Origin of the sequence: Sedimenticola selenatireducens, from assembly GCF_007625115.1 — a bacterium.
Lineage (GTDB): Bacteria > Pseudomonadota > Gammaproteobacteria > Chromatiales > Chromatiaceae > Sedimenticola > Sedimenticola selenatireducens_A.
In genome coordinates this window covers 174,319-188,307 of the sequence record NZ_VMNH01000007.1, presented here as the reverse complement: position 1 = coordinate 188,307, position 13,989 = coordinate 174,319, and the positions used below count along the sequence as shown (strand labels likewise).

The following is a 13,989-nucleotide window of genomic DNA, read 5'->3' as shown; positions in this document are numbered from 1 at the left end:
AATGGACATTGTAAAACACTCAATTCAGCAACCGGTCTCCACCTTTGCCGTGGTCATTCTGGTCATTTTATTTGGCCTGATTGGATTAACCCGTCTGCCCGTTCAGCTCACGCCGGATGTTGAAGCTCCAAAGATCAGCGTCCGCACCTCCTGGCCGGGTGCAAGTCCGTATGAAATTGAAAAGGAGATCATTGAGAAACAGGAAGAGGTATTGAAGAGCGTACCGAATTTGTCGGTCCTGGAGAGTTCAAGCTTTAATGATTACGGGACCATCAGCCTGACCTTCAAAGTAGGCATGAATCTAAATGATGCCATGGTCCAGGTATCAAACAAGCTGAATGAAGTTACCGAGTATCCGGAAAATGCACTCAAACCTGTTGCCAGCACCTCAGGTGAGGAGAGTTCGCCCGTTATTTGGATGATGCTAAAGACCAAATCGGGCGATCCAGAGCTTATCACCACCTACCGTACCTTCTTTGACAATGAAGTAAGACATCTACTGGAACGTGTACCCGGCGTTGGCTCCCTGTTTATATTTGGGGGTAGCGATAAGCGTCTTGAAATCAATGTTGATCCACAGCGACTGGCAGCGCATCAAATCACCCTAGGGCAAATCATAGGACGAATTCAGAGCGCCAATAACAACACTTCAGCCGGTGTACTCGGTCTGTCCAAACGTAACTATCGGATACGTACCACCAGCCAATTCCAATCTGCGGAAGAAGTGGGCGAAACCCTGCTGGTGGATGATGGGCTTCACCGGGTATACCTGAAGGAATTGGCTGAAGCGGGGTTTGGCTATGCGGCCAACCCTCCTGCCGTTCTACATAATGGCCAACCCATGATTGTCGTCGGCATCAGAAAAGAGGCCGGCGCCAACGTGCTTGAATTGACCCGGCAGATGAGGTTGGTCGTCGAAGACTTGAACAGCACACTGTTAAACGATAACAACCTCTTCTTCGACTGGGTGTACGATCAGGCCCCTTACATCAATACCTCGATTGACACTGTTAAAACCAATCTAATGATTGGTGGAATACTCGCCATTGTGGTGCTGTTACTGTTTCTTCGTTCAGCAAGTTCGACGTTGACTGTCGCCATCGCCATTCCCATATCGGTGATGGGCACTTTCTTCTTTATGTACCTGTTTGATCGTAATATCAACGTAATGAGTCTGGCAGGCATCACCTTTGCTGTCGGTATGCTGGTCGATAATTCGATTGTCGTTCTGGAGAATATTGACCGGCATCGCAGGATGGGGAAAACACCCTTCCAGGCCTCCTATGATGGCACTCGTGAAGTCTGGGGGGCCGTGTTGGCATCCACATTAACCACGGTCGCCGTATTCTTACCTGTGCTCTTTATTGAAGAGGAAGCAGGACAACTGTTCCGCGACATCGCCATTGCGATTACCGCATCAATTACCATCAGTCTGTTCGTATCTATTTCAGTTATTCCAGCTGTAACCAACAAACTTTACAGTTTTGCTAAACGCCCCGTTGAAGAGAAGATCGCCACACTGGAGAACGGCAACTTGTTTGTTCGCACTGTAATGTTTTTTTCGAGGGCAACACTAAAAAATGGCTTTTCCCGATTGCTGACCGTAGGTCTGTTTACCACGCTATCCGTCGTCGCAGTAATTACACTACTCCCTAAGGCCGAGTATCTGCCACAGGGCAATCGAAATCTGATACTGAATATACTGGTTCCACCACCCGGTTATTCTGAACAGAAACGTCTGGAGATTGGTGAATACATTCACACGCAGCTCGCTCCCTATCTAAGCGAAGATAGAAAAGATGGTATCCCGCAGATCAGTAACATTTTTTATGTGGCTTCGGATGCGGTCACCCTGTTCGGTGGCACCAGCGTACATGTCACCGAGGCTCGGGGCATGATGCCTCTGTTTACGCGGGTGATGAACGCCATACCCGGGATGTTTGGTGTCAGTATACAACGCGGCATTTTTGAATCGGGCATTGGTGAGGGCCGTACAGTAGATGTCAATGTATCGGGGATCGAAACCGAAGAGATTGTAACGGCGGCCCGGGCGCTGTTTGGCGCGATCAAACAGGCGATTCCTGAGGCCCAGGTACGCCCTGTTCCTTCCCTGGAGATCAGCTATCCGGAGGCCAACCTGATTCCGAATCGCTCACGCGTACTTGCCAACGGCCTAACCGAGCGGGAACTGGGTATCTATATCGATATTTTAATGGACGGCAGAAAGATCGGTGAGTACAAGCCAGATGGCAAAAAGGTCATGGATCTGGTTATAAAAAGCGGTCAGAACGGGACTAACACCCCCGAAGACCTACTCCAACGTAGCATCGCCAATCCATACGGGGAGTTGGTCCGGGTCGGCGACATCGCAAGCATTGAGTATGCCCAAGGCATGACTCAAATCGACCATCTGGAGCGCAAGAGAAATATCCGCTTGCAAGTCACCCCCCCTGACGCCATGCCACTACAGGCTGCCATGGAGACGATCTCTGACCAGCTTGTGCCAAAATTGCTACAAGAAAACAAGCTCTCCGGTGTAAAAGTATCTGTAGGTGGAAATGCCGATAAGCTCACCGAAACACGCATCGCACTGCAATGGAACCTGCTGATGGCCGTGGTCATTACCTATCTGTTGATGTCCGCGTTGTTCGGTCACTATATCTACCCCTTGATCATACTTTTTTCCGTACCACTCGCTGCGGCAGGAGGCTTTATCGGGCTTAAACTGGTTGATAGCTTCATTGCCCCACAACCGTTCGACATCCTGGTAATGCTCGGCTTTATCATTCTGGTAGGCACTGTTGTAAACAACGCTATTTTGATTGTTCACCAGACCCTTAATAATCTTCGGTACGAAGGTTTTCAAGGTCTTGAAGCAATCACTAATGCCGTGCGCACACGTATTAGACCCATTTTCATGAGCACTACCACCAGCCTGTTTGGCTTATTGCCGCTAGTTGTGGCGCAGGGATCCGGCACAGAACTTTACAGGGGTCTTGGCAGCGTCATTCTTGGTGGACTCGCGCTCTCCACCCTACTTACACTCTTTGTTGTCCCGGCCTTGCTGGCATTTTTGATCAAGCTCACACCCACCACAGTCCTTTCCTCAGCCGAGTAAAAATAGGGGGCCTATCGATACAGAACATTATTCCTGGTTCTTTAATTCTTTATTGCAGCTTTCTACTTGGCAAACCGCTATAGTGATAATTAATTAGGGCTCATTGTCATTACAACCTTGATAACACTACTGAATAGAGGTAAAGATGGGCTGATGAGGTGATAATTAAAGCACGCCATTTACTGGCCGATAACAGTAGTTAATCCAAGGGCAGTGAATAAGGCGTCAAGGAAGCAGCATATGGAAGAGTTGTCTAATAACACAGCGGCCACTCAGACACCCAAAAAACACCAGAAGCTCTTAAGCGAATGCAAGGACATGGTGATGGTCTATCTCACCACCCAACTAAATGAGCTTTTCGATCAGGTTGAACCCGTTTTTCTAGACTTCGCCAAAAAGGCCGAAACGAACGCCTCTCAAGTCAAATTCTTTGATTCGATCAATCATATTCTCTCCCTCAGGGATGTCATTGAACATGACTTCAGGGAGTCAATCGAAAAAGGCTTTAAGGAGTTTAACCAGGGCAAACATATCAGTTATCCCAACTCTCCCGCTGACCAAACGGGTGAAATTGAACTGGAAATGATTGATAACGATGCACTTGAAGAGCATCTCGCAATCCAGAGTATGATTTCTAAAGTGCAGAATAACTGCTACCAGGAACTGTTTGCCCTCGGTAAGCGTATGGCAGTACTGCGCGGCGGAAAAAAGTTGGCAGAAGATGATATACCTGCCTGTCCGGCCCACACGGCAACGGCCTTTCAAAAGGCCGCTGAAGCACTGGATGTCGATAAACAGATTCTGTTAATTTTCTATTTTCTCTTTGGGAAATTTGTACTTGGCGATGCCGGGAGCATCTACAAAGGTCTTAATGACCGGCTGATCGAGGAAGGCATCTTTCCGAATCTAAAGCTCAGCTCGATCATTCCCCCCAGCAATAGTACCCAAGGAAAACCCGCTCAACCAGAGAACCCTCTGGAGGAGCAACCACAACAAGCATCCACGCAACAGGGTTACCGACCGACCCAACAAGCCTCAGCACAGCAAAGTAGCTCCAATTCAAACAGAGGCGGCATGGCGCTGGGTGAGGAGCTGTTTCACTCAATACATGACCTGTTGACTGCACGTCGAGCCGCCGATCCAAGTTTCAGGAATCATCCGGAATTTGTACCTGGAGGTAACACGGCCCAACTGAAGAGTGCTCCGGCAATTGCACAGGTTATCGACTTTATACAACCCCAAAGACAGGCTGACTATTTGCCTGATCCAAACAGCGAAGAAGGCATACCTCAATCCATTGAATTGGATACCAATCTGATCCAAAACGTTCGCCAAACACTGGAATCAGAACGCGCAAAACTCCTGAAAGAGCTGGACAAGGACACGGTTCCCACAGCGGATCTTGATACCATTGAGCTGGTCGGCATGTTGTTTGAGCAAGTGTTGAATGAGGAGGGATTAGCCAATATTGCCAAGGCCTTGATCAGCCATCTGCACACACCCTTTTTAAAAGTAGCCATCCTGGACAAGTTGTTTATGACGGATGAGGAGCATATTGCTCGGCAACTACTCAACCTGATGATTGATTCAGCTAAACGCTGGATTGATGAAGAAGACCTTCGACGTGGCATCTACTACCCAACCCAGGAGATCGTAAAGGCGATACTGAGTGAATTTAAAAATGAGACCTCTATTTTTAATGAGATGTTTTATAAACTCAGCAAACAGGTCGATGAGCTTGAGAGTCGCGCAAAAATCCTGGAAGAGCGGAATCAAGAAGCGGCCAAAGGGCGTGAACGCCTGGAAACTGCAAGAAAAAAAGCCAGCGACATTATTAAGGAGCGGGTAAAAGGCCACAGCCTTCATCCGGTGCTGGACCGATTCCTCTACCATGCCTGGCAAGACCGCATGATATTAATGCTACTGCGTGACCCAGAGGTTGAAAAAAGTAAGGAGTGGACTTCAGCGCTGGCTGTTATTGACAGCCTTGCAAGGGTTATTGAGGCCAAGCGAAATCCAAAAATAAAGCAGTGGCTCATTAACAACCATAAAAACCTTACGCAACATATAAAGGCTGGGCTGACCTCGTTGGGTAATTATCATCACCCAGACAGTCATGCCCTTTTCAAACTACTGGATGCCGTGTTGATAGACCGCCAAGGCGAACCGATAGAAACAGAGAAGCCTGAAGCGGTTGTAGAAGTCTCAGAGCCTATTATTAGGCCCGTGGCAAACGAAAAACGTGCGCAAAAAAAAGGGGACGAAGAAGAACGACCCATATCTGAGGAGGAGCTGGAAATGCAGCAGACGCTCAGAAAGATTAAGTTTGGCACCTGGTTTGAGCTAATGGATGACAATAATAAGTTGCGTCGTCTGAAGCTCTCCTGGTTTAGCCCAATCACGCATAAGTATATGTTCGTAGATCGATTTGGCATCCAGGCCTATATCACCCCTTCGGAAGAGCTTGCAAAACAGCTGTGCGAAGGTAAGGCCAGCATCATAAAATCAAACGGCATACCTTTCGTCACCAAGGCGCTAAACACCATACACCGTATTCTACAAAAATCAGTGGGTATGCACCCTGCTACCTAGAACTGGATAAGGAACACTGTAATGCCCGATAAACGATCCCAACCACGTAAAGTTTGTGATGCACGGATTGATATACTCGATATTGAAACCGATCAAATCATTGGCAATCTGGTCAATATTTCGTTAAGTGGTTTCATGATGATCACGACCCAGTCATTGCCTGAAAACTATGTGTTCCAGTTCAAGATCTCATTTGAATCAGAGGGTGTAGGTACCCAGGTAATCAAGGTTGGCGCTGAGAGCCTCTGGGTACAAGAGGTTGAAGGTTCAGCTCAACGCTGGATGGGATTCCACATTATCGATATTTCAGAGGCAGATTTAGCCGTTATTGGCACACTGATTGGGGATTGGCGGGAGTAAAATAAAAGTTACCAGGACTTCAATCGAGCAAGGCATATTTTCCCGATGCCTGATTCTCCCGATAGAAGGTTAGTACACGGGTCACATAGGCCTGTGTTTCCGGATAAGGCGGTATTTTATTGCCAAACTTCTTTACCGCGTTCTCTCCTGCGTTGTAGGCCGCCAAGGCTAACCGGAGGTCATGTTCAAACATCACCAGTAGATCACGCAAATAGGTAGCCCCTCCTGCGAGATTAGACTTAGGGTCCCAGCTGTCATAAACCCCATAACGCCGAGCCGTACCCGGCATTAACTGCATCAGCCCCTTGGCCCCTGTGCGCGACAGCGCGCGGGGATCATAGGCCGATTCAGCTTCGATAACGGCATGTAGCAGTGCCGGCTTTAAACGAACCTTGTGGGCAATCTCTTCAATCAGGGGCGTATAGCGGATACGATTTCGATTGATGGATGAGGTATCAATCCGAGAACCGGTGTTACTTGATGTGCCAGAACGCCATATCAGACGATATCCCTGGCCTTTCATAGGCCGATCTGTAAAGTGCAACCTACCCTGCCGGTCTTCATACTTGAAGACTTCAGCGCTGACGGATGATGAAACAACCATTGCCGCCATCACCGCCAATAGACACATTTTTGACTTCATTGCTTGCACATGACTGCCTTTTCGTCGCTCAGTTAACAACGCTATTAAAATCAACCTATTGCAGTTTTTAGTGGGTCTACCTGATGAATAATAGCCCGATTTCTTCCATCAAGACAAACTTGAGCTGTTTCTTGCTCATCATCAGGTCCAACAAACGGTAGCGCTGATACCCCGGTAGCAACTTTACCGTGCAGAACGCACAAAATTTAACGGCAACGCCTACACCAACTTACTGCTGTTATTTTCTGTGACCATCAACACAATCATGGAGTACACACTCATCCACTATAGAACCTGATGGTTGATGGCAACGGCCACCCTCCCGCAAGATTCCTACCCGGGCCGTTGTCATTAATCCATCTATGCCCAGATACTACTTCATTCAGCTACATGCATCGGCCAAAAACGACAGATCTTGAATATCGGCCATAGATACAATTCAGATTCCCGCTCATCTCATCTATACTTTATATGCATTCAACCACCACAGACACGAGGCTTCCATGCCCTGCCATGATTACAGGGTTCAGTTTGCTGTATGGAATCAACATAAATCCATACTGCGGACGATTAGAGAAAACGTATTTATCATAGAGCAAAAAGTGCCCAAAGCCCTGGAGTGGGATGATAAGGATGAACAGGCACTGCATGTACTCGCCGTTGATAATACCGGAGCGGGTATCGGTACCGGGCGTATCTCACAAGAAGGGCAGATTGGCCGCATGGCGGTGCTAAGCCCATGGCGTAACTTAGGAGTCGGTAGTGCATTATTGGTAAAGCTCCTACAACTTGCCAGCCAACATCAGATAGCACCCCTTTTTTTGAATGCGCAAACAAAGGCTATCCCATTTTATCAACAACATGGATTTCATTGTACGGGTGATGAGTTCATGGAAGCCGGGATACCCCATCAACGCATGGAACAAAAAACCGACTAAGACAGTATGTGGAAATTAGCATGGACAACGAAAAGAAAAGTGCAATCACCGACTCGATCCTAGGTCAACACAGTGAACGGCTTCTGCTTCAGGGGCGAGTTCAGTTTCAGTATGCCAGTTTACATATGGCTCAACAGGCCTCTCATCATATTGACATATTCACGTATGACCTGGATAAACCACTCTATGATCAGACTGAGTTTATTGAAGCCTTAAAATCATTAGCCATACACCAACGCAGTATCGCTATTCGCGTTTTGATTCAAAACAGCGAAAAGGTCCAACGCGGGGGACATCGACTGCTCGAATTAGCGAGGAGATTAACCAGCAAAATTGAGATCAGACGTCCCCATACAGACTTTCTGGATCATACAGAAAACTTCATGGTCATTGATAAAACTGGCTACATTCGACGAAAACAAGCTGACCGTTACGAAGGAGAGGCAAACTTCTGCGACCGACTTGAAGCAAAATTATTATCGGAGTTTTTCTCTGATGTGTGGGAACGCAGTGAACCTGAAAGTGCACTTCGGCGGCTCTATCTCTAGTATAAAAGGTACCGTTATGTCCCGGCTTTTTTTTCTCCTATTTCTCCTTTTCTGCAGTAGCAGCGTAATTGCCGATTACCCTTTGGAGATCATACAACTGCAAAGCCGTCCCACTGCTGAGATGATTCCCATCCTCAGGCCATTCATTGATAAGGACGGTTCTATTGCGGGCATGAATGATCAGCTGATCATTCGCACTTCCCCTGCAAATCTTGTTGAAATACGTAAGGTGATACAACGCCTGGACCACCCCCCCAGACGATTGATGATTTCTGTGAGGCAGGCAACCGGCCATCAATTAAACCAGCGCAGAACGCAAGCGGATATCAATCTGGTGGTGGGTAAACATGCCAAGGTGGTAGTGGGTAACCCTGGTAATGACAACACTGTTCGTTACCAAATCAGGGATTCACAAACCAAAAGCAACCTTGATGCCACTCACAGACTGCAGGTTTTGGAGGGGCATTCAGCCTTTATAACCACAGGTCAATCCGTTCCAGTTCCAGAACAGACTACCACCATCAACAACAACACCATTCATCAACAGATAACCACCCGCTATAAAAATGTCACCAGTGGATTTTATGTCATCCCAAGACTCAATGGGGAACAGGTAACGCTTGAAATCAGCCCCCATATGATTCGACCCGGCAATCGACAGGAAAACTATGACATTCAGCAAGCACAGACCATGGTCTCTGGTAAATTAGGGGAGTGGATCGCTATAGGCGGCATCAATCAACAGGTGCGACAAGCGAACCAGGGACTGCTTAGGGAGACACAAACAAACAACCGCGATGATCGCTCTATCGAATTACTCGTCGAAGAAATTACTCAATAAGCCCCCTGACAATCATCCCATCATCCTAAGCGCGCGAGGACATCTGTCATCACCTGATATATGTCTGTTATATTATGACCCAGTAAACTGACACTGAACTGATCAATTATTGGAGTTGTACATGCCTGAATTCATGGATATAGAGAAAATCCTTTCCACTTTTGTTATTCCCTGGGGCATTAATATTGTCCTGGCCCTGGCTACTTTTATCATCGGTCGATGGGTTGCCAACATACTGCTCAAGGTTGTCAAAAAGCTACTCAAAAAGAGCAAGATGGATGAGATCCTCATCGATTTTGTTGTCTCGATTGCTCATGCCATCTTGTTACTGTTCATTGTCATCGCATCAATGGACCAACTGGGAGTGGATACGACCTCACTCATCGCTTTGATGGGTGCAGCAGGCTTGGCCGTCGGTCTCGCCTTACAGAACTCATTACAGAATTTTGCGGCTGGCGTCATGCTGATCGTCTTCCGGCCTTTCAAGACAGGTGATTTTGTCGAAGCCGGTGGTACTGCTGGTGTTGTTGAAACCATCAGTATTTTTAGCACTATTATGCGAACGGGCGATAACCGTGAGGTCATTGTGCCAAACGGCTCAATCTATAACGGCACGATTACTAATTTTTCTGCCCGGGATACACGCCGGATTGATATGGTGTTTGGTATCGGTTATGGCGATGACATCCGCAAGGCAAAGCAAATTTTGATCGATCTATTGGCGACTGATGAACGCGTGTTAAAAGACCCTGCGCCTCTTGTCGCGGTAGGCGAACTGGCCGACAGCAGTGTCAACTTCAATGTACGCCCCTGGGTACTGAGCGGCGATTACTGGAGTGTTAAATTTGATCTTACTGAAAAGATTAAATTGGCCTTTGATGACAATGGAATCTCTATCCCCTATCCGCAGATGGATGTTCACCTCAGTAAGGAAGCCTGATTGAGATCGCCTACCTGCTCAAAAAGTGGGTAAGCGATCACGCATTATTCCTTATTTATTTATTCATTCTTCTCTTGCATAAATTATATTATATATTATAATCTTCTAATATTATAGTTATGCAGGACACCCCTCTTTGTGAAGCTGTTCAGTAGTGCCATTGCGATACTCTCCCTGATACTAGCCCCACTCCTCGCTCATGCTGACTCGCTCAATGTGTCAAAAGTAGACGATTGGTCTGCTGAAGCGGCCATTGCCACCAAAGAAGACAAACCAATCATGGTGGTATTTAGCTCTGAGAGCTGTAATTACTGCGACAAGCTGAATACACAGGTACTCAATCCCATGTTGGAAAACGGTACTTTGACGAACCGCGTTCTTTTACGGGAATTTAAAATCGACCGTGGTGGGAAAGTTGTCGACTTTGATGGCGACTCAGTACGCAGTCGTATCTTTGTCTCCCGTTATCATGTGTACGCAACGCCAACAGTCATTCTGCTCGACCAGCACGGCGTGGTACTTGGCGACCCGATCGTTGGCTATAATGATGTGGCAGCCTACCAACAGTTATTGAACCAATCTATTCTACGCGCGAGGACAGCTCCTAATCTTCCTGCAGGGCTGCATATATCCAAAAAGTAACCTTTGGCCTCAGAATTCTTCAGATTGCTTCAATGTGTGTGCAGATTACAGTAAAATTGCGCATTCCTTCATTGCGGGTAGCTATCATGAAAACCTATCGTAAACGTCTCTTAATGCTTGCCCTCGCAGCCCTGTTTTCAGCGCCTTTACAGGCGGACCTTGAAGCCGGATTGGCAGCCTATGCGCAAGGCAACTATGCTGAAGCATTTAAACAGTACCAACTGGCCGCTGATGCGGGTGATTCTGATGCCTTCGGTAAATTGGCGGGAATGTATCTGTATGGTGTTGGAACTGAAAAAGATTACATCAATGCCTATATTTGGTTTGGGCTAGCACAACATGGCGGAGACAAGTATGCAGAAAAATTCAAACTGGCGGCTTCATCTGCCATGAGCTTGGAACAAGTTAAGCAGGCTGAAGAGACGCTTGCTGTATACAAAAAGCGCCTTGGCAAATAAACGCCTTTACAGCATCCAGACAAATAATAAAGTATAAAACGAATGGGCGGTCACTTGACCGCCCATTTTGTTTTAGCGAGATGCCTCAAGGGCTTGTGCAAGATCGTCAATAATATCGTCAATATGCTCGATACCGATGGACAATCTAACCAGGTCTTCACTGACACCAGCCCTTGCCAGCTCTTCCGGATTAAGCTGGCGATGTGTCGTTGTGGCAGGATGACAGGCCAACGTCTTCGCGTCACCAATATTGACCAGACGCACTGCCAGCTTCAATGCATCGATAAAGCGGGCACCAGCCTCCTTGCCCCCAGTAATACCGAATGACAAGATGCTGGATGCCCGTCCACCCATGTACTTATCCACCAACGGCCTATCGGGACTTCCTTCCAGACCCGCATAACGCACCCATTCTACTTGGGGATGTGACTGCAGGTAATTTGCAACGGCGATGGCATTTTCGCAATGGCGATCCATTCGCACTGGAAGCGTTTCCAAGCCCTGTAAAACAAGGAAGCTGTTAAAGGGTGAAATGGCAGCGCCCATATTGCGCAATGGAACCACACGAGCGCGCCCAATAAAGGCCGCAGGACCCAGCGCTTCCGTGTAAACCACTCCGTGATAAGAAACATCCGGTGTATTTAACCGCTTGAATCGTTCAGCGTGGTCTGCCCAGGGGAAATTACCCGAATCCACAATTATGCCGCCAATCGTAGTGCCATGACCCCCCATGTACTTAGTCAAGGCATGCACAACAATATCAGCACCATGTTCAAATGGACGACACAGATAGGGGGACGGAACCGTATTATCGACAACAAGCGGCACACCGTTAGCATGTGCCATATCAGCCAAAGCACCAATATCCACCACGTTACCGGCAGGATTACCAATAGATTCGCAGAACACCATTTTGGTCCGCTCATCAATCAAGGCAGCCATCCCTTCGGGGTCTTTTGGATCTGCGAATCGTGCCTCAATGCCTAACTGAGGGAGGGTATGGGCAAATAGATTATAGGTCCCCCCATACAATGTGGTAGTAGTAACAATATTGTCACCCGACTCACACAGGGTAAATACGGTATTGGTGATTGCAGCCATACCAGAGGCCAACGCCAGTGCACCAATGCCACCCTCCATCGCCGCAACGCGCTTCTCAAGTACATCGGTCGTTGGGTTCATGATCCGGGTATAGATATTGCCCTGGACCTTCAGATCGAACAGATCTGCGCCATGCTGAGTGTCATCAAAGGCATACGAGGTGGTTTGATAGATAGGAACGGCAACCGCTTTGGTTGTCGGATCCGGCTCATAACCGCCATGTATAGCCACTGTTTCGATCTTCATTTATCAACTCCTCCGGTTATTTTTTCGGGTATAAGCAATATAGCGAAAGCGTAGGGCATCTTACCTGTTGGAACGACTCCCTGTCGAATACCTAGAAGGTTAATACAGGATAGTCCTGAATGATCATCTATTACTTAACATTCAGTAAGTTAGACTATTGTGATAGATGCACAGAGGGGGTACTAAAGGTCAACGTCCATTAGGGTCGTTTAGCATCACTGCATGCTGTGGGATCTACCCGGAAAAAACGGTAGGAATCACGCAGAATACCTGTATAAGCGGGGATATGAACCCCTCTGATGCCGAGGCCTCAGAGGGGTTTCAACGATCAGTTCAATGACTGATAGTAGGCCATCAGTATTTCAGCCACTTCAGGTCGGGAGAACTCAGGGGGAGGCGCCATGCCCTGCCCCAGCATCTCACGCACCTTGGTGCCAGAAAGCAGAACAAAGTCTTCTTTGCTGTGATCAGGCGCATCACGCATCATCACAACGCGGTTAAGCTTCTTGGAATAGGCAGTATGGTCAGCCTTGAAGATCTCAATATCGAGTGCGTCTACTGGCACCTCATTATCGAAGATCGTCTGTGCATCAAATGCACCATAGTAATCACCAACACCTGCATGATCACGACCGATAATGAAATGGGTAGCACCCATGTTCTGACGGAAATAGGCGTGCAGAACGGCTTCACGGGGACCGGCATAGAGCATGTCAAAACCGTACCCTGTGATAGAGACGGTATTGGGTGGGAAATAGAGCTCGGCCATCTTACGAATCGCGGCATCACGAACAGGGGCAGGAATATCACCAGGCTTAAGCTTGCCCAACAACATATGAATTACCACGCCGTCAGCGTCGACTGCATCCATTGCCATTTTGCACAACTCTTCATGAGCACGATGCATTGGATTACGTGTCTGGAAGGCTACGATGGTTTTCCAACCACGCTCCTGGATCTCGTTACGAATCTCCACCGCAGTACGGAACGTATCAGGGAAATCGCTCTGGAAATAGCTGAAGCTGAGGACCTGAATGGGTCCTGAAATAGCAATGCGACCCTGGCTATTAAACGCAGCCACTCCAGGATGCTCTGGATCAGAGGTGCCATACACCTTACTGGTCATAACGGCCATCTGCTCATCCGTCACTTGCTCAGTAGCCGTAATATCCATGACAGCAAGAACAGGATTGCCTTCCACATTAGGATCGCGTAACGCGATGCGTTTCGCGCCTTGAATGGCATCAACGCTCTCTAGCAGGCAGAGCACAGGCACGGGGAAGAAACTGCCATCTGACATTTTCATGTTTTCGGCACAACCCATGGCATCCCCTACGGTCATAAAACCTTTCAGGGGATTGAAATAACCAGCGCCCAGCATGACTGCATTGCCTGCAGCCTGGGAACTGATGATGACCGAAGGTAAAGACTCAGCCTCATGCATCAGTGCATGGTGTTTATCAGTGTCATAGACAAATAGCGGCTGAAGGGTATCGGATCCGACAGGCTTAATCATGTCTCAAGATCTCCTTAGAACAAAAGAACATTTATCAGAAAATTTT

12 protein-coding genes are annotated in these 13,989 nt (G+C 47.8%); 9 read left to right on the top strand and 3 right to left on the bottom strand.

Annotated elements, in window-relative coordinates:
• Position 1 precedes the first annotated feature (1 nt).
• From FHP88_RS08025 to FHP88_RS08015, 3 genes are all read left to right on the top strand, one after another.
• Entirely contained in the window at positions 2-3,118 is a 3,117-nt protein-coding gene (locus FHP88_RS08025; RefSeq protein WP_144358518.1) for an efflux RND transporter permease subunit, read from the top strand.
• 240 nt (positions 3,119-3,358) lie between these two features.
• Positions 3,359-5,710: a DUF1631 domain-containing protein gene (locus tag FHP88_RS08020; protein ID WP_144358517.1), complete on the top strand. Its 2,352-nt coding sequence runs from the start codon at positions 3,359-3,361 to the stop codon at positions 5,708-5,710.
• A gap of 21 nt (positions 5,711-5,731) precedes the next feature.
• The gene (locus tag FHP88_RS08015; RefSeq protein ID WP_144358516.1) at positions 5,732-6,070 is read left to right on the top strand and encodes a PilZ domain-containing protein; all 339 of its coding nucleotides are present in this window, start codon (positions 5,732-5,734) and stop codon (positions 6,068-6,070) included.
• A 19-nt stretch (positions 6,071-6,089) separates the two neighbouring features.
• Here the strand turns inward: FHP88_RS08015 and FHP88_RS08010 are convergent, their stop codons facing one another.
• Entirely contained in the window at positions 6,090-6,713 is a 624-nt protein-coding gene (locus FHP88_RS08010; protein ID WP_144358515.1) for a lytic transglycosylase domain-containing protein, read from the bottom strand.
• 602 nt (positions 6,714-7,315) lie between these two features.
• Here FHP88_RS08010 and FHP88_RS08005 point away from each other — a divergent pair.
• The 6 genes from FHP88_RS08005 to FHP88_RS07980 all read left to right on the top strand — a co-directional run bounded on the left by FHP88_RS08005 (position 7,316) and on the right by FHP88_RS07980 (position 11,080).
• Positions 7,316-7,651, top strand: a complete 336-nt coding sequence (locus FHP88_RS08005; RefSeq protein WP_260843199.1) for a GNAT family N-acetyltransferase — start codon at positions 7,316-7,318, stop codon at positions 7,649-7,651.
• A 20-nt stretch (positions 7,652-7,671) separates the two neighbouring features.
• Positions 7,672-8,199: an acyltransferase gene (locus FHP88_RS08000; RefSeq protein WP_144358513.1), complete on the top strand. Its 528-nt coding sequence runs from the start codon at positions 7,672-7,674 to the stop codon at positions 8,197-8,199.
• 16 nt (positions 8,200-8,215) lie between these two features.
• Positions 8,216-9,040: a hypothetical protein gene (locus tag FHP88_RS07995; protein WP_186297654.1), complete on the top strand. Its 825-nt coding sequence runs from the start codon at positions 8,216-8,218 to the stop codon at positions 9,038-9,040.
• Between the two features lie 121 nt (positions 9,041-9,161).
• Entirely contained in the window at positions 9,162-9,980 is an 819-nt protein-coding gene (locus tag FHP88_RS07990) for a mechanosensitive ion channel family protein (RefSeq protein WP_144358511.1), read from the top strand.
• Between the two features lie 138 nt (positions 9,981-10,118).
• Entirely contained in the window at positions 10,119-10,622 is a 504-nt protein-coding gene (locus FHP88_RS07985) for a thioredoxin family protein (RefSeq protein ID WP_144358510.1), read from the top strand.
• An 86-nt stretch (positions 10,623-10,708) separates the two neighbouring features.
• Complete coding sequence (locus FHP88_RS07980) at positions 10,709-11,080, top strand: hypothetical protein (RefSeq protein ID WP_144358509.1); 372 nt, start codon at positions 10,709-10,711, stop codon at positions 11,078-11,080.
• Between the two features lie 72 nt (positions 11,081-11,152).
• Here FHP88_RS07980 and FHP88_RS07975 read toward each other — a convergent pair whose 3' ends face one another.
• Both FHP88_RS07975 and sat read right to left on the bottom strand, forming a co-directional pair.
• Positions 11,153-12,427 carry a bifunctional O-acetylhomoserine aminocarboxypropyltransferase/cysteine synthase gene (locus tag FHP88_RS07975; protein ID WP_144358508.1) on the bottom strand — a complete coding sequence of 425 codons (1,275 nt, stop codon included), beginning with the start codon at positions 12,425-12,427 and terminating at the stop codon, positions 11,153-11,155.
• A gap of 328 nt (positions 12,428-12,755) precedes the next feature.
• A complete protein-coding gene (gene sat / locus FHP88_RS07970; protein ID WP_144358507.1) occupies positions 12,756-13,943 on the bottom strand; it encodes a sulfate adenylyltransferase in 1,188 nt (395 codons plus the stop codon).
• Between the last annotated feature and the right edge of the window lie 46 nt (positions 13,944-13,989).

What these genes read in the sequence shown, in the direction of transcription:
- FHP88_RS08010 (WP_144358515.1), bottom strand. Translation starts at nt 6,713, where the DNA reads ATGAAGTCAAAAATGTGTCTATTGGCGGTGATGGCGGCAATGGTTGTT.
- FHP88_RS07980 (WP_144358509.1), top strand. Translation starts at nt 10,709, where the DNA reads ATGAAAACCTATCGTAAACGTCTCTTAATGCTTGCCCTCGCAGCCCTG.
- FHP88_RS08020 (WP_144358517.1), top strand. Translation starts at nt 3,359, where the DNA reads ATGGAAGAGTTGTCTAATAACACAGCGGCCACTCAGACACCCAAAAAA.
- FHP88_RS08015 (WP_144358516.1), top strand. Translation starts at nt 5,732, where the DNA reads ATGCCCGATAAACGATCCCAACCACGTAAAGTTTGTGATGCACGGATT.
- FHP88_RS07995 (WP_186297654.1), top strand. Translation starts at nt 8,216, where the DNA reads ATGTCCCGGCTTTTTTTTCTCCTATTTCTCCTTTTCTGCAGTAGCAGC.
- FHP88_RS08000 (WP_144358513.1), top strand. Translation starts at nt 7,672, where the DNA reads ATGGACAACGAAAAGAAAAGTGCAATCACCGACTCGATCCTAGGTCAA.
- sat (WP_144358507.1), bottom strand. Translation starts at nt 13,943, where the DNA reads ATGATTAAGCCTGTCGGATCCGATACCCTTCAGCCGCTATTTGTCTAT.
- FHP88_RS07975 (WP_144358508.1), bottom strand. Translation starts at nt 12,427, where the DNA reads ATGAAGATCGAAACAGTGGCTATACATGGCGGTTATGAGCCGGATCCG.
- FHP88_RS07990 (WP_144358511.1), top strand. Translation starts at nt 9,162, where the DNA reads ATGCCTGAATTCATGGATATAGAGAAAATCCTTTCCACTTTTGTTATT.
- FHP88_RS08025 (WP_144358518.1), top strand. Translation starts at nt 2, where the DNA reads ATGGACATTGTAAAACACTCAATTCAGCAACCGGTCTCCACCTTTGCC.